Source organism: Streptomyces sp. NPDC043952 (genome assembly GCF_056435325.1).
In genome coordinates this window covers 207919-223246 of sequence record NZ_JBWKES010000008.1, presented here as the reverse complement: position 1 = coordinate 223246, position 15328 = coordinate 207919, and the positions used below count along the sequence as shown (strand labels likewise).

General features: G+C 73.1%; 15 protein-coding genes. 12 read left to right on the top strand and 3 right to left on the bottom strand.

Annotated elements, in window-relative coordinates; all coding sequences use genetic code 11:
* The first annotated feature begins 71 nt into the window (after nucleotides 1–71).
* Entirely contained in the window at nucleotides 72–1241 is a 1170-nt protein-coding gene (locus tag AC069R_RS12570; RefSeq protein ID WP_478766823.1) for a cysteine desulfurase family protein, read from the top strand.
* 288 nt (nucleotides 1242–1529) lie between these two features.
* Nucleotides 1530–2651 (top strand): tRNA 2-thiouridine(34) synthase MnmA, encoded by a 1122-nt coding sequence (gene mnmA, locus AC069R_RS12565; RefSeq protein ID WP_478766822.1) that lies wholly within the window; start codon nucleotides 1530–1532, stop codon nucleotides 2649–2651.
* A gap of 19 nt (nucleotides 2652–2670) precedes the next feature.
* On the opposite strand, the gene AC069R_RS12560 is transcribed toward mnmA, so the two are convergent.
* Nucleotides 2671–3453 carry an alpha/beta fold hydrolase gene (locus tag AC069R_RS12560; RefSeq protein ID WP_478766821.1) on the bottom strand — a complete coding sequence of 261 codons (783 nt, stop codon included), beginning with the start codon at nucleotides 3451–3453 and terminating at the stop codon, nucleotides 2671–2673.
* Nucleotides 3454–3490: 37 nt separating this feature from the next.
* Nucleotides 3491–3814 carry a DUF427 domain-containing protein gene (locus AC069R_RS12555; protein WP_478766820.1) on the bottom strand — a complete coding sequence of 108 codons (324 nt, stop codon included), beginning with the start codon at nucleotides 3812–3814 and terminating at the stop codon, nucleotides 3491–3493.
* Nucleotides 3815–3911: 97 nt separating this feature from the next.
* Here AC069R_RS12555 and AC069R_RS12550 point away from each other — a divergent pair, with 97 nt between their 5' ends.
* The 5 genes from AC069R_RS12550 (at nucleotide 3912) to AC069R_RS12530 (ending at nucleotide 11003) form a co-directional block, all read left to right on the top strand.
* Nucleotides 3912–4451 (top strand): LOG family protein, encoded by a 540-nt coding sequence (locus tag AC069R_RS12550; protein WP_478766819.1) that lies wholly within the window; start codon nucleotides 3912–3914, stop codon nucleotides 4449–4451.
* A 7-nt stretch (nucleotides 4452–4458) separates the two neighbouring features.
* Entirely contained in the window at nucleotides 4459–5157 is a 699-nt protein-coding gene (locus AC069R_RS12545) for an SDR family oxidoreductase (RefSeq protein WP_478766818.1), read from the top strand.
* A gap of 32 nt (nucleotides 5158–5189) precedes the next feature.
* Complete coding sequence (locus AC069R_RS12540) at nucleotides 5190–6197, top strand: methionine synthase (RefSeq protein ID WP_478766817.1); 1008 nt, start codon at nucleotides 5190–5192, stop codon at nucleotides 6195–6197.
* A gap of 15 nt (nucleotides 6198–6212) precedes the next feature.
* Nucleotides 6213–8411, top strand: a complete 2199-nt coding sequence (gene ligA / locus AC069R_RS12535; RefSeq protein ID WP_478766816.1) for an NAD-dependent DNA ligase LigA — start codon at nucleotides 6213–6215, stop codon at nucleotides 8409–8411.
* A gap of 264 nt (nucleotides 8412–8675) precedes the next feature.
* A complete protein-coding gene (locus AC069R_RS12530) occupies nucleotides 8676–11003 on the top strand; it encodes a putative bifunctional diguanylate cyclase/phosphodiesterase (protein ID WP_478766815.1) in 2328 nt (775 codons plus the stop codon).
* A gap of 619 nt (nucleotides 11004–11622) precedes the next feature.
* Here AC069R_RS12530 and AC069R_RS12525 read toward each other — a convergent pair.
* Nucleotides 11623–12213, bottom strand: a complete 591-nt coding sequence (locus tag AC069R_RS12525; RefSeq protein WP_478766814.1) for a TetR/AcrR family transcriptional regulator — start codon at nucleotides 12211–12213, stop codon at nucleotides 11623–11625.
* Between the two features lie 95 nt (nucleotides 12214–12308).
* On the opposite strand from AC069R_RS12525, the gene AC069R_RS12520 reads away from it, so the two are divergent.
* The 5 genes from AC069R_RS12520 to AC069R_RS12500 all read left to right on the top strand — a co-directional run bounded on the left by AC069R_RS12520 (nucleotide 12309) and on the right by AC069R_RS12500 (nucleotide 15326).
* Nucleotides 12309–12680 carry a DUF4267 domain-containing protein gene (locus AC069R_RS12520; RefSeq protein WP_478766813.1) on the top strand — a complete coding sequence of 124 codons (372 nt, stop codon included), beginning with the start codon at nucleotides 12309–12311 and terminating at the stop codon, nucleotides 12678–12680.
* A 26-nt stretch (nucleotides 12681–12706) separates the two neighbouring features.
* A complete protein-coding gene (locus AC069R_RS12515; RefSeq protein WP_478766812.1) occupies nucleotides 12707–13201 on the top strand; it encodes a cupin domain-containing protein in 495 nt (164 codons plus the stop codon).
* 93 nt (nucleotides 13202–13294) lie between these two features.
* Complete coding sequence (gene gatC, locus AC069R_RS12510; RefSeq protein WP_006130840.1) at nucleotides 13295–13591, top strand: Asp-tRNA(Asn)/Glu-tRNA(Gln) amidotransferase subunit GatC; 297 nt, start codon at nucleotides 13295–13297, stop codon at nucleotides 13589–13591.
* A gap of 2 nt (nucleotides 13592–13593) precedes the next feature.
* The gene (gatA, locus tag AC069R_RS12505) at nucleotides 13594–15090 is read left to right on the top strand and encodes an Asp-tRNA(Asn)/Glu-tRNA(Gln) amidotransferase subunit GatA (protein ID WP_478766811.1); all 1497 of its coding nucleotides are present in this window, start codon (nucleotides 13594–13596) and stop codon (nucleotides 15088–15090) included.
* Nucleotides 15087–15326, top strand: a complete 240-nt coding sequence (locus AC069R_RS12500; RefSeq protein WP_053662973.1) for a hypothetical protein — start codon at nucleotides 15087–15089, stop codon at nucleotides 15324–15326. Before gatA ends, AC069R_RS12500 begins: the two co-directional genes overlap by 4 nt.
* The last annotated feature ends 2 nt before the right edge of the window (nucleotides 15327–15328 follow it).

The window sequence follows — 15328 nt, the reverse complement described above, 5'->3', positions numbered from 1 at the left end:
GGCCCCGTCCCGGTGGGGCCGACGTGGGGCGCACGGCCGGACGACCCGCCGCGCCGTAGAATCTCCCCACCATGGCTTACCTCGATCACGCCGCGACCACCCCGATGCTCCCGGAGGCGGCGGAGGCTCTGACCGCCCAGTTGAGCGTCACGGGCAACGCCTCCTCCCTGCACGCCTCCGGCCGCCAGGCCCGTCGGGCGGTCGAGGAATCCCGCGAGACCCTCGCCGACGCACTCGGCGCACGGCCCAGCGAGGTCGTGTTCACCTCCGGCGGCACCGAGGCCGACAACCTCGCCGTCAAGGGCCTGTACTGGTCCCGCCGCGCCGCCGACCCCGCCCGCACCCGCGTCCTGTCCAGCCCCGTCGAGCACCACGCCGTCCTGGACGCCGTGCACTGGCTCGGCGAGCACGAGGGCGCCACCGTCGAGTACCTGCCCGTCGACTCCCATGGCCGCGTCCACCCCGACGCCCTGCGCGAGGCCATCGCCCGCAACCCGAAGGACGTCGCGCTGGCCACCGTGATGTGGGCCAACAACGAGATCGGCACGATCATGCCGATCCGCGAACTCGCCGACGTCGCCGCCGAGTTCGGCATCCCGCTGCACGCCGACGCCGTCCAGGCCTTCGGTCAGGTCCCCGTCGACTTCGGCGCCTCCGGCCTCGCCGCGATGACCGTCTCGGGACACAAGATCGGCGGCCCGTACGGCATCGGCGCCCTGCTGCTGGGCCGCGAGCACACCCCCGTACCCGTGCTGCACGGCGGCGGTCAGGAGCGCCATGTGCGCTCCGGCACCCTCGACGTCCCCGCCGTCGTCTCCTTCGCCGTCGCCGGCCGCCTCGCGGCGGAGCGGCGCGCGCGGTTCGAACGTGAAGTGGGCGCCCTGCGCGACCAGTTGACCGACGCCGTGCTGACCGCCGTACCGGACGCGATCCTCGGCGGCGACCCGGCGCCCGGCGGCCGGCTGCCCGCCAACGCGCACTTCACCTTCCCCGGCTGCGAGGGTGACTCCCTGCTGCTCCTGCTGGACGCCCAGGGCATCGAGTGCTCCACCGGCTCCGCCTGCACCGCGGGCGTCGCCCAGCCCAGCCACGTCCTGCTCGCCGCCGGCGTCGATCCGGACCTGGCCCGCGGCACCCTGCGCTTCTCCCTGGGCCACACCTCCACCCGCGCGGACGTGGACGCCGTCGCCAAGGCCATCGGCCCCGCCGTGGAACGCGCCCGCGCCGCCGGTCTCACCTGAACCGGACCCCGCGGCGGGCACGAAAACGACCTACGAGGCGGGTTCCCTTCGCCGGCATTGTCCGGATCAGGTGTCTGGAGGTCGCCTTCCGGTCTACGACCATCCGGCCTCTCAGCCCGAGCGTCGACGTCGGCACCAGCGGATCCCTCGCGGTCTCACGCTGACGTCGGCTACTCCGCTTGGACTCCCTCACTCGTCTCGTAGGTCTGCAATCAGCATAAGACCGCCCATACCAGACATAAAGAGCCCGGCCCATGATTTTTCCGGGGCCCGTACCCTGGAAGCGTTATGACTGAGACCCCGCAGCGCCCCCTCCGCGTCCTCGCCGCCATGTCCGGCGGGGTCGACTCCGCCGTCGCCGCCGCGCGCGCCGCGGAAGCCGGCCATGACGTCACCGGCGTCCATCTCGCGCTCTCCGCCAACCCCCAGTCCTTCCGCACCGGCGCGCGGGGCTGTTGCACCATCGAGGACTCCCGCGACGCCCGCCGCGCCGCCGACGTCATCGGCATCCCCTTCTACGTGTGGGACCTCGCCGACCGCTTCCGCGAGGACGTCGTCGAGGACTTCATCGCCGAGTACGAGGCCGGCCGCACCCCCAACCCCTGCCTGCGCTGCAACGAGAAGATCAAGTTCGCCGCGCTCCTGGACAAGGCGCTCGCCCTCGGCTTCGACGCCGTCTGCACCGGCCACTACGCCAAGGTGATCGTCCGCGAGGACGGCTCCCGCGAGCTGCACCGCGCCTCCGACATGGCCAAGGACCAGTCGTACGTCCTCGGCGTCCTGGACGAGAAGCAGCTCGCGCACGCGATGTTCCCGCTCGGCGACACGGTCACCACCAAGGAGGAGATCCGCGCCGAGGCCGAGCGCCGGGGCCTCGCGGTGGCCAAGAAGCCCGACTCGCACGACATCTGCTTCATCGCCGACGGCGACACCCAGGGCTTCCTCGCCCAGCGGCTCGGCAAGGCCGAGGGCGACATCGTGGACGAGTCCGGCACCCGCCTCGGCACGCACGAGGGGGCGTACGGCTTCACCATCGGCCAGCGCAAGGGCCTGCGCATCGGCACCCCGGCCCCGGACGGCAAGCCGCGCTACGTCCTCGACATCTCCCCGGTCACCAACACCGTCACCGTCGGCCCGGCCGCCGCCCTGGACGTCACCGCCCTCACCGCGATCAAGCCCCGCTGGTGCGGCACCGCCCCCACCGCCCCCGGCACCTACACCGCCCAGCTGCGCGCCCACGGCGGCGAGACCGAGGTGCGGGCCGAGCCGGTCGACGGCGAACTGCGCGTCACCTTCACCGAACCGGTCCGCGGCGTCGCCCCCGGCCAGGCGATCGTGCTCTACGACGGCACCCGCGTCGTCGGCTCGGCCACGATCGCCTCCACCACACGGGCGACGACAGCGGTGTGACCCCCCTGGGACAGCACACCTAGGCCGTGCAGAACTCGGCCAGCACCGGGCCCAGCACCTCCGGCTCCACCATGTGGGTCTGGCCCTCCAGGACCCGGTACGCGCCGCCGGGCACCGCGTCCGCGACGTCCCGGCAGGCCCGGCGCATCCACTCGGGGCTCGCGCCGCCCGCGATGGCCAGCAGGGGCACGGAGACGGCCGCGAGGCGGTCGCGGGGGAGCAGTCCGTCGCCCATCACGGCGTCGTCGTACGCGAGGCTCGGCGCGACGGCCTCCAGGCCGGGCCACATGGGCGACTGCCGGGCGCGCCCGATCATCTCCTCGCCGAGCCCGGTGAGCCGCAGAAACAGCTCGACCGCGTCCCCGCGCCGGTCCTTGGCGAGCGCCAGCCCGAGGTCCCGTTTGTACGCGGCCACCCGCTCGGCGCCGCCCGCCAGCTGGTCCGCGTATGGCACCTCGTACACCGCCGCACGGGTGACCGGCAGCCCGCTCGCCGCCGCCTGGAGCACCAGCGCGCCGCCGGAGGAGACGCCGAACAGCGCGGCGTCCCCGCCCACCGCGTCGAGCAGCGCGGCCAGGTCCTCGATCTCGCGGTCCACCGCGTACGGCGGGGTGTCGCCGCTCTCGCCGCGGCCCCGGCGGTCGTAGACGACGGCCGTCACCCGGTCCGCGAGCCGCTCGGCCAGGGGGGCCAGGGTGCCGCCGGTGGACATCGCGCCGCTCACCAGGATCACCGCGGGCCCCCGGCCGGTCACCGCGTAGGCGAGGGGGGTTCCGTCGCGTGAAGTCGTCCTCTTGTCCATGTCGGTGCAGACTGCCGCACGCGGCCGGACTCGTCGCTCACGACACGTCGACGTCGTAGAAGCAGAGGTGGTCCTTGATCGGCGCGACGTCCGGCTTCGGCTCCGGGTACGCCCAGGCGAGATCGGGCGCGTCCGGCAGCGACCAGTAGGACGCCGTGCCCTTGAAGGGGCAGACGGTGTGGGTCCCGGAGGGGGTCAGCAGGTCGAGGCGTACGTCCCCGGCCGGGATGTAGTAGCGGTCCGGGCAGCCCGTCTCGCGCAGGACGAGGGGGCGGTCGGTCTCCGCGAGCACCCGGTCGCCGTGCACCACGCGCACGTGCCGCTCGCCGGCTTCGATGGTGATGGTGTGTCCTTCGGCCATACCAGGACAGCGCCGCCGGGCACCGGGTTCTTCCCGCGTACGACGCCGGGTTCCTCGCGCGTACGACGCCGGGTTCCTCGCGCGTACGGTAGAGGCCATGAACATCTGCGTCTTCCTCTCCGCCGCCGACCTCGACGAGCGGTACACCCGCCCCGCCCGCGAGTTCGCGGAGCTGCTCGGCAAGGGCGGCCACACCCTGGTCTGGGGCGGTTCCAACGTCGGTCTGATGAAGGTCGTCGCCGACGGGGTGGAGGAGGCGGGCGGCCGGCTGGTCGGCGTGTCCGTGGAGTTCCTGGCCAACAAGGCGCGGCCCGCCGCCGACGAGATGGTGATCGCCGCCGACCTCGCCGAGCGCAAGAAGCTGCTCCTGGAGAAGGCCGACGCCGTGGTCATCATGGTGGGCGGCACCGGCACGCTGGACGAGGCCACCGAGATCCTGGAGCTGAAGAAGCACGGGCGCACGCGGAAGCCGGTGGTGCTGCTGAACACCGCAGGGTTCTACGACGGGCTGCGCGAGCAGTTCCGCCGCATGGAGGAGGAGGGCTTCCTGCCCCGCCCCCTGGCCGAGCTGGTCTTCTTCGCCGAGGAGCCGGTCGGCGCCCTCGCCTACCTGGAGGAGCAGCTCGGTACCCGCTGATGCGAGCATGGCGGGTATGGCTACACATGTGATCACCGGGGCCGGTTCCGGCATCGGCGCGGCCGTCGCCCGCCGGCTGCACGCGCGCGGGGACGAACTCCTGCTGCACGCGCGGGACGCGGGCCGCGCGAAGGAACTGGCCGCGGAGTTTCCCGGCGCCCGCACCCTGGTCGGCGACCTCGCCGAACCGGACCGGCTCTCCTGGGCGCTCTCCCACCAGACACTGCCCGACCGGGTGGACTCCCTGCTGCACATCGCCGGCGTGGTGGACCTCGGCGAGGTGGGCGAGCTGACCCCCAGGTCCTGGCGCCACCAGCTCGACGTCAACCTCATGGCCCCCGCCGAGCTGACCCGCCTGCTGCTGCCCCAGCTGCGCGCGGCCCGCGGCCACGTCCTCTTCGTCAACTCCGGCGCGGGCCTCGCCGCGCACGCCGGCTGGGGCGCGTACGCCGCCTCCAAGCACGGCCTCAAGGCCCTCGCCGACGCCCTGCGCCAGGAGGAGCACGCCGCCGGCGTCCGCGTCACCTCCGTCTATCCGGGCCGCACCGCGAGCCCCATGCAGGCCAAGGTGCACCAGCAGGAGGGCAAGGAGTACGACGCCGGCAAGTGGATCGACCCCGAGTCGGTGGCCACGACGATCGTGATGGCGCTGGACCTCCCGCGGGACGCCGAGGTCAACGATCTGACGGTACGACCGGGACGGTGAGCGGCGCCCCGCGGGTTCCGTAGGCTTCTCCGGTGAGCGAAAACAGCGTGTTCAGGTTCGCCGGGGCCACCGGAGTCGGGTCCATGCCCGGCGGGGACGTCCGGGAGGCCGTCAAGACCGTCACCGGGTCCTTCGAGGACTTCCCGTACCTGCCCGAACTGCCCGCCCGCGGGCCCGGCGCGGACATGATCGGCCGGACCGCCGGGATGCTGGTCGAGCTGTACGCGCGCGTGGAGCCCAGCGGCTGGCGGATCGGGGACCGGCCGGGGCGGGACACCCGGCGGGCGCGCGGCTGGCTCAGGGAGGACCTGGACGCGCTGGAGGAGTTCACGCAAGGCTACGAGGGCGACCTGAAGGTGCAGGCGGTCGGGCCCTGGACGCTCGCCGCCGCCCTGGAGCTGAGGAACGGCGAGGCCGCCCTCTCCGACCCCGGCGCCTGCCGCGACCTCGCCGGCTCCCTCGCCGAGGGGCTCCGGCTCCACCTCGCCGAGGTCCGGCGCCGCGTCCCCGGCGCCCGCGTGCTGCTCCAGCTCGACGAGCCCTCCCTCACCGCCGTGCTGCGCGGCCGGGTCCGCACCGCCAGCGGCTACCGCACCCACCGCGCCGTGGACCGCCAGGTCGTGGAACACACCCTGCGGGAGGTCGTCGGCGCCCACCCGGACGGCCCCGTCGCCGTCCACTCCTGCGCCCCCGACGTGCCCTTCGCCCTGCTGCGCCGGGCCGGCGCCGACGCCGTGTCGTTCGACTTCGCGCTGCTCACCGAACGTGACGACGACGCGATCGGCGAGGCCGTCGAGGCCGGTACCCGGCTGTTCGCCGGTGTCGTACCCGGCACGGACGGCCCATTGTCAGACCCTGCCGGTAGCGTCATGGGTGTCAGGACGTTGTGGCGCAGGCTGGGGCTGCATCCGGGCCTGCTCGCCGAGGCGGTCACCCTCACCCCGGCGTGCGGTCTCGCGGGCGCTTCCCCCGGCTACGCGCGCCAGGCGCTCGCCCATTGCGTCCGGGCGGCGAGATCCCTCGCGGACAACCCAGAGTAACGGGAGGACAACACGGTGGCCGGCGACAAGCAGGCGGAGACCACGGCGGTGCCCGCCGAGGCCCGCGACAGGCACGCGCAGCTGGCGGAGCAGATCGAGGAGCACCGCTTCCGGTACTACGTGAAGGACGCTCCCGTCATCAGCGACGCGGAGTTCGACCAGCTCCTGAAGTCCCTGGAGGCGCTGGAGGAGCAGTACCCCGAGCTGCGCACCCCCGACTCGCCCACCCAGAAGGTCGCGGGGGCGTACGAGACGGAGTTCACCGCCGTCGAGCACCGCCAGCGCATGCTCTCCCTCGACAACACCTTCAACGACGAGGAACTGGCCGCCTGGGCCGACCGCATCGCCCGCGAACTCGGCGACCAGAAGTACCACTTCCTGTGCGAGCTGAAGGTCGACGGCCTCGCCGTCAACCTCACGTACGAACACGGCCGTCTCACCCGCGCCGCGACCCGCGGCGACGGCCGCACCGGCGAGGACATCACGCCCAACGTGCGCACCATCGCGGACATCCCCGACCGGCTGGACGGCGAGGAGGTCCCCGACCTGGTGGAGATCCGCGGCGAGGTCTACTTCCCGATGGAGAAGTTCCTCGAACTGAACGAGCGCCTGGTCGCGGCCGGCGACAAGCCCTTCGCCAACCCGCGCAACGCTGCGGCCGGTTCGCTGCGCCAGAAGGACCCCCGCGTCACCGCCACCCGCCCCCTGCACATGGTGGTGCACGGCATCGGCGCCCTGGAGGGCTTCAGCGGCATGACCCGCCTGTCCCAGGCGTACGACCTCCTCAAGTCCTGGGGCCTGCCCACCTCCTCGCACAACCGGGTGGTCGACGACCTCGACGGCGTCCGGCAGTTCATCGCGCACTACGACGGCGAGAACCGCCACTCCGTGGAGCACGAGATCGACGGCGCCGTCATCAAGCTGGACGAGATCCGCCTCCAGGGCCGCCTCGGCTCCACCGCGCGCGCCCCCCGCTGGGCCATCGCCTACAAGTACGCGCCGGAGGAGGTCAACACCAAGCTCATCGACATCAAGGTGGGCGTCGGCCGCACCGGCCGGGTCACGCCGTACGCCCAGGTCGAGCCGGTCACCGTCGCGGGCAGCGAGGTCGAGTTCGCCACCCTGCACAACCAGGAGGTCGTCAGGGCCAAGGGCGTGCTGATCGGGGACACGGTCGTCATCCGCAAGGCCGGCGATGTCATCCCGGAGATCCTCGGCCCGGTGGTCGACCTGCGCGACGGCAGCGAGCGGGAGTTCGTGATGCCCGGCGAGTGCCCCGAGTGCGGCACCCCGCTGCGGCCCATGAAGGAGGGCGACATCGACCTCCGCTGCCCCAACGCCCGCACCTGCCCGGCCCAGTTGCGCGAGCGCGTCTCCTACCTCGCGGGCCGCGAGTGCCTGGACATCGAGCACTTCGGCGGGGTGGCCGCCGCCGCCCTCACCCGCCCGCTGGAGCCGGCCGACCCGCCGCTGGTGGACGAGGGTGACCTGTTCGACCTGACGGTGGAGAAGCTGCTGCCCATCAAGGCGTACGTCCTCGACCCGGACAGCGGGCTGCCCAAGCACGACCCCAAGACCGGCGAGGCGAAGGTCGTCACGGTCTTCGCCAACCAGAAGGGCGAGCCGAAGAAGAACACCCTCGCGCTGCTGGAGAACATCGAGGCGGCCAAGTCCCGCCCGCTGGCGCGCTTTCTGAACGGGCTGTCCATCCGGCATGTCGGCCCGGTCGCCGCCCAGGCCCTCGCCCGCGAGTTCCGCTCCATCGACCGCATCGAACAGGCCACGGAAGAGGAGTTGGCGGCCACCGACGGCGTCGGACCCATCATCGCCGCCGCGGTCAAGGAGTGGTTCGCCGAGGAGTGGCACCGCGAGATCGTCCGCAAGTGGAAGGCCGCCGGGGTTCCGCTGGAGGACCAGGTCAGCGGGGAGGCGGAGGGTCCGCGTCCGCTGGAGGGGCTGACCGTCGTGGTCACCGGCACGCTGGAGAACTTCACACGGGACGGCGCCAAGGAGGCGCTGCAGAGCCGGGGCGCCAAAGTGACCGGCTCGGTTTCGAAGAAGACCTCTTTCGTTGTCGTTGGTGACAATCCGGGATCGAAATACGACAAGGCCATGCAATTGAAGGTTCCGGTGCTCGACGAGGACGGATTCGGCGTCCTGTTGGAGCAGGGTCCCGAGGCCGCGACGGAGGCCGCGCTTCCGACCGAGGAGTAGCGGTTGAAGGCCACCCGTTCGGCGCATATCAGTTGCATACGGGTGGCGCCGGGCGCATTCGGGCAACCGCCGACGACCGGTGCCCGTGGAAGCCCCGCGCGGCCTAGTGTTGAGTTGTGCACCTGCCGTGCCCGGCGGCGGACGGGGGCATGTCCCTGCCCGCCGCGGGCGCGGCGAGGGTTTCTTCAGCGCGAAGCCGTCGATGGTGTCGGACATCGGGCCGCGCGGCGTGGGCACCGCCCGCCGGCTGTGAGAGGGACGGGAATGGAACCGACCGAGAGCGTCGCCCCGGACTCACGGCTGCGCCTGCGCCGCCGCGCGCTCGCCTGGCGGGAGATCCTGCGGCCCGGACGCGGTGGCGGCCGTACCGGCCCGCGCGTCCACCCGGCCATGGCCGGCCCCGCCGGCGCGCCGGGCACCCGCGTGCCCCTCGCCATCGAACCCGCGCCCAGCCTGGCGGGCGCGGGCACCGGCCTCGGCGCCGGGCAGGAGTCCGGCCGGCAGGGCCCCTGGCCCGCGCTGCCCGCGGCCGTCACGGCGGCCGCCGCGCTCGTCCTGGCCGCCGGCTTCGTCCGCGCCTTCGACGGCGGCCACGCCCTCTTCCCGTGCGGCACCCCCGGCTGGTCGCTGGCCCTGCTCACCGGGATCATCGTCGGGCACCTCGTCATGCTGGGCCGCGCCCGCTGGTGGGGCGGCACCGGCTCGGGCGCCGCGCTCACCCTCGCCGTGCTGCTGCTCTACGGCTGGGTGCCCGCCGGCATGGTCAGCCTGACCGTCGTCGTCCTGGTCGGCATCGCCCGCCGGCACCGCTGGCGCCAGGGCGTGCTGCACGGCGCGACGGACATCCTCGGCATCGTCGTGGCCGCCCTGCTGCTCGGCGCGCTGGGCCGGGTGCCCAGCGTGGAGCAGCCCTGGCGGGCGCAGAGCTGGAGCCTCGCCACCGTGCCCGAGGTCGTGCTGGCCGCCGTCGCCTATCTCGCCGTCGGCCGGGGCCTGCTGTGGTACCTGACCGCGCCGCGCGAGCACGGCCTGCCGAGCATCCCCCGGCCCGCGCTGGTCCGGCAGGGGCTGGTGGCCGTGGCGCTGCTCGGCATCGCGCCGCTGCTCTGCGTGGTCGCGGAGGCCCAGCCGGTGCTGCTGCCGCTGTTCGCCATCCCCCTCATCGCCCTCGACTCGGCCCTGTGGATGGCCCGCGCCCGCGCCGAGGAGCAGCTGCGCGATCCGCTGACCGGGCTGCCCAACCGGCAGTGGCTCCAGGAGCGGATCTGGACGGCGCTGGACGACGCCGACCGCGCGGGCGCCCGTTCCGCGCTGATGCTGATCGACCTCGACCGCTTCCGTTCGGTCAATGACACCCTCGGTCATCTCGCCGGTGACCGGCTGCTGTTGCAGATCGCCGAGCGGCTGCGGCTCGCCCTGCCGCGCGGCGCGGAGGCGGCCCGGCTCGGCGGCGACGAGTTCGCGGTCTTACTGCCCGCCGCCGACTCCATCACGTCGGCGATGCGGGTCGCCCGCGGCCTGGTGACCGCCCTCAGCTCCCCGCTCGACCTGGACGGCCTCACCCTCGTCCTGGAGGCGAGCGCCGGGGTCGCCGTCTTCCCGGACCACGCGATGGACGCGGAGGGGCTGCTGCGGCGGGCCGACGTGGCCATGTACCAGGCGAAGCGGGACCGTACGGGCGTCGAGGTCTACGAGTCCAAGCGGGACTCCAACACCCCGGACCGGCTCGGGCTGCTCGGCGATCTGCGCCGGGCGCTGGACGCCCACGAGGTGCAGCTGCACTACCAGCCCAAGGTGCGCTTCGACGGCCAGGTGGCCGGTCTGGAGGCGCTGGTGCGGTGGGTGCACCCGGAGCGCGGGAAAGTGCCGCCGGACGAGTTCATCGCGATCGCCGAGTCCTCCGGGCTGATGCCCCATCTCACCGAGTACGTCCTGGAGACCGCCCTCGCCCAGGTCGCCCGCTGGCGGGCGCAGGGCATCCGGGTGCCGGTCGCGGTCAACGTCTCGCCGCGCGATGTGCACACGCCGGGCTTCGCGGGCTCGGTCGCCGCGCGGCTGGCCCGGCACGGGGTGCCGGCGGGCGCGTTGCAGCTGGAGATCACCGAGCACGTCCTGCTGGAGGACCCGCAGCGGGCCGCCGACACCCTCGCGGCGCTGACCGGGCACGGCGTGAAGATGTCCCTGGACGACTTCGGCACCGGGTACTCCTCCCTGGTACATCTGCGGCGGCTGCCGGTCAGCGAGCTGAAGATCGACCGCTCCTTCGTGGCCCGCCTCGCGGTGGACGCCGAGGACGCGGAGATCGTGCGCTGCACCCTCGACCTCGCGCACTCCCTGGGGCTGCTCGTGGTCGCGGAGGGCGTGGAGGACGACGAGACCTGGGAGCGGCTGCGGGACCTGGGCTGCGACGCGGTGCAGGGGTGGCTGGTGGCCGCGGCGATGCCGCCGGAGGAGACGACGGCATGGCTGCGCTTCCGCCAGACCAGCGTCGGCTCACCCACGCGCCGCCCGCTGCCCGAGGGCGAGGTCCCGGTCCCGGACACGAGCGGCCCGCCTCCGGCGACGACGGGGGGCCGCAAGCCGTCCGCCTAGGGTTTGCGGCGAACGTGCCGGTCACAGCCGCTCGTTGCCGGCTACGACCGGGGCGACGGCCGAGCGGCGCCCCGAACCGTGCGGGTGTCGGGCGGTGGCGCGGATGGTGCGGGTGTCGGGCGGTGGCGCGGATCGTGCGGGTGTCGGGCGGTGCCGTGAACCGTGCGGCCGTCGGGCGGTGCCGCGGATCGTCCGGTCGTCGAGCGGTGCCGTGAACCGTGCGGGCGTCGGGCGGCGGCGTGGATCGTGCGGGTGTCGGGCGGTGGCGCGAACCGTGCGACCGTCGAGTGGTCCCGCGAACCGTCCGGCCGTGGGCGCGTCGCGGCCGGTCGCGCAGTTCCCGGTGCCCCGCAAGCGCGGAGGCAGTTTCCGGCGCCCCCGCGCGCGCAGACGCGGTTCCCGGCGCGCCGCCGCGAGCGCGCCGTCACCTGGTGGCGTACCCCTAAGCTCCCCGCGTCGGTTCCACGCGCCCCCGCGATCGCGCCGGCTCCCGGTGGCGTACCCCTAAGCTCCCCGCGTCAGTTCCCCGCGCCCCCGCAAGCGCGCCGGCTCCCAGTGGCGTACCCTCAGCTCCCCGCGCCCTCCACGACCGCGCCGGCACCCAGTGGCGTACGCCTCCCTACTCTCCCACCGGCCCCCCTCTCGCGAACCGGTCCACCAGCAGTTCCAGGCGGCGTTCATGCGCCCACTCCGGCAGTCGGCCGCTGCGCATCAGGGTGGCCAGGCCGTGCAGGGCGGCCCAGAAGGTCTCGGTCAGCAGGCCGGCGTCCTCCTCGGCGGAGACCGGCGCCACCGCGGCCAGCAGCTCGCCGAAGGCGTCCTGGAGCGGGGCCGGGGCCTCGGGGGTGGCGAACGGCAGGTCCACCAGGTGGGTGAACATCGCGTCGTAGAGGGCGGGGCGGCGCCGGGCGAAGGAGGTGTAGGTCCGGGCGATCGCCGCGAGCGAGCCCCGGACGCCGTCCGCACCCGCGCGGGCCTGCCGCAGCTCGACCGCCAGATCGGCGCAGCCGTCGACCGCGACCGCCGCCATGATCGCGTCCTTGCCCTTGAAGTGGCTGTAGAGGACCGGCTGGCTGTACTCGATCTCGGCGGCCAGCCGGCGCGTGGTCACCGCGTCCCAGCCCTCCGCCTCGGCGAGCTCCCGCGCGGCCGTCACGATCAGCTGCCTGCGCTCGGCTCGTTCGCGCTCCCGGCGCGTCTGGATCGTCATAGCCGGAATTCTAGCAACGCTAGGCAATCTGTCGGCGCTCTGTTAGCGTCACTCCCGTTGCTAGCGCTGCTAGCCAAACACCAACGGGAGACGTCATGACCATCGCCGCGTACACGCTGGCCGTCCCGCTCGACCTGTTCTGCCTCTTCCTCGGCTACCGCTTCTGGTTCCAGCCCGGCCCGGCCGCCGCGGGCTACGGCGTCCCCGCCGACCCCGCGGGCGACGCCGGCGCCTATCTGGCGGTCAAGGCCGGCAGGGACGGCACCCTCGGTCTCATCGGCCTCGCCCTGCTGGCGTTCGTCGGCGTGCGCGCCGAGGCCTGGTTCATGGTCTGCGTGGCCCTCCTGCCGCTCCTCGACACCGTGACGGTCCTGCGGCACGGCGGACGGAAGGCCGTCGCGTTCGGGATGCATTTCGCCACCGCGGTGGTTGTCCTCGTCTGCGCCGCGCTCCTGTTCGCGGCCTGACCGGATCGCATCGTGGGGAGATGGGCATGTCGCTGTTCGTACCGAGGTTCGAGGACACCGCGCTGGTGCGGGAGGCCGGGGCCGAGGTGGTCGGCGACGACCCCGTCGCCGTACGGCTGCTGGCGGACAGCAGCGCCACCGGCGGCGCCCTGTCCACGGTGCGCGTCACGCTCGCGGCGGGCGCCGACGGTGCCCGCCCGCATGTGCACCACCGCTCCGCCGAGATGTTCTACCTGCTGGACGGCGCCGCCGAGGTGCTCTCCGGCGAGGACGTGGTCACCGCCGAGCGCGGCGATCTGATCGTCGTACCGCCGGACCGTCCGCACGCCTTCGCCGCGGTCCCCGGCGCCACCGCCGACCTCCTGGTCGTCATCGCGCCGGGCGTCGAGCGCTTCGAGTACTTCCGCCACCTCCAGCGCATCCGCCTCGGCGAGCTCACCCCGGAGAGCCTGCTGGAGGTACAGGAGCGGTACGACAATCACTTCCTGGAGAGCGCCGCCTGGGACGGCCGGCGCCGCTGAGCGAGCGCCCGCGGGGAAACCGTTTAACGGCCGGGCCACCCCGCCCCATAGGATTGGCTCCAAACCACACACACTCACCCAGAGGATCGCTGCATGCCTGGCATCACGCGCGAGGAGGTCGCCCACCTCGCCCGGCTGGCGCGTCTGGAGCTGAAGCCCGAAGAACTCGACCACTTCGCCGGCCAGCTCGACGACATCATCGGCGCGGTCGCCCGCGTCAGCGAGGTCGCCGACCAAGACGTACCGCCGACCTCGCACCCGCTCCCGCTGACGAACGTCATGCGCGCGGACGAGGTCCGTCCCTCGCTCACCCCCGAGCAGGCGCTCTCCGGCGCCCCCGCCCAGGAACAGCAGCGTTTCAAGGTGCCGCAGATCCTGGGGGAGGAGTGACCATGACGGACAACATCATCAAGCTCACGGCCGCGCAGATCGCCGAGAAGATCGCCTCCGGCGAGCTGACGGCCGTCGCGGTCACCGAGGCCCACCTCGCCCGCATCGAGGCCGTCGACGAGAAGGTGCACGCCTTCCTGCACGTCGACCGCGAGGGCGCCCTCGCCCAGGCCCGCGCCGTGGACGAGAAGCGGGCCCGCGGCGAGAAGCTCGGCCCGCTGGCCGGCGTCCCGCTCGCGCTCAAGGACATCTTCACCACCGAGGGCGTGCCCACGACCGTCGGCTCGAAGATCCTTGAGGGCTGGATCCCGCCGTACGACGCGACGCTCACCAAGCGCCTCAAGGACGCCGACGTCGTCATCCTCGGCAAGACCAACATGGACGAGTTCGCCATGGGGTCCTCCACCGAGAACAGCGCCTACGGCCCGACCGGCAACCCCTGGGACCTCACCAAGATCCCCGGCGGCTCCGGCGGCGGCTCCTCCGCCGCGCTCGCCTCCTACGAGGCGCCGCTCGCCATCGGCACCGACACCGGCGGCTCCATCCGCCAGCCGGCCGCCGTCACCGGCACCGTCGGCGTGAAGCCGACCTACGGCGCGGTCTCCCGCTACGGCATGGTCGCCTTCTCCTCCTCCCTCGACCAGGGCGGCCCCTGCGCCCGCACGGTCCTGGACGCGGCCCTGCTGCACGAGGTCATCGCGGGCCACGACCCGCTGGACTCCACCTCCATCGACGCCCCGGTCCCGCCGGTGGTCGAGGCCGCCCGCAACGGCAGCGTGGCGGGCATGCGCGTCGGCGTCGTCAAGCAGTTCCGCGGCGAGGGCTACCAGGCCGGCGTCATCCAGCGCTTCGACGAGTCCGTCGAGCTGCTGAAGGAGCTGGGCGCCGAGATCGTCGAGCTGGACTGCCCGTCCTTCGACCTCGCGCTGTCGGCGTACTACCTGATCGCCCCCTCCGAGTGCTCCTCCAACCTCGCCCGCTTCGACGGCCTGCGCTACGGCCTGCGGACCGGCGACGACGGCACGCACTCGGCCGAGGAGGTCACCTCCCTGACCCGCGAGGCCGGCTTCGGCCCCGAGGTCAAGCGCCGCATCATGCTCGGCACGTACGCCCTGTCGAGCGGCTACTACGACGCCTACTACGGCTCCGCGCAGAAGGTCCGCACCCTCATCACGCGGGACTTCGAGAAGGCGTTCGAGCAGGTCGACGTGATCGTCTCCCCGACGACCCCGACCACCGCCTTCGCGATCGGCGAGCGCGCCGACGACCCGATGGCGATGTACCTCGCGGACCTGTGCACCATCCCGACCAACCTGGCGGGCAACGCGGCCATGTCCCTGCCCTGCGGTCTCGCCCCGGAGGACAACCTCCCGGTGGGTCTTCAGATCATCGCCCCGGCGATGCGGGACGATCGCCTGTACAAGGTGGGCGCCGCCGTCGAGGCCGCCTTCGTGGAAAAGTGGGGACACCCGCTGCTTGAGGAGGCTCCGTCGCTGTGAGCAAGCTGTCCAAGGCCAAGGACTTCAAGAAGTCCAAGTCCGGTACGTACCTGTCCATGGCCACCACCGCGTTCGGCGCGATCGGTGTCACCAAGCAGATCAAGAAGGCCCGCGCCGAGCACGACACGCTGCGGCTGATCGACGCCACGGTCTCCGCCGTCGCGATCGTCACCGGCCTCGCGATCCTCTACCGCGAGCTGAAGCGGCTGGGCGACGACGACGTCCTGCTGGGCTGAGA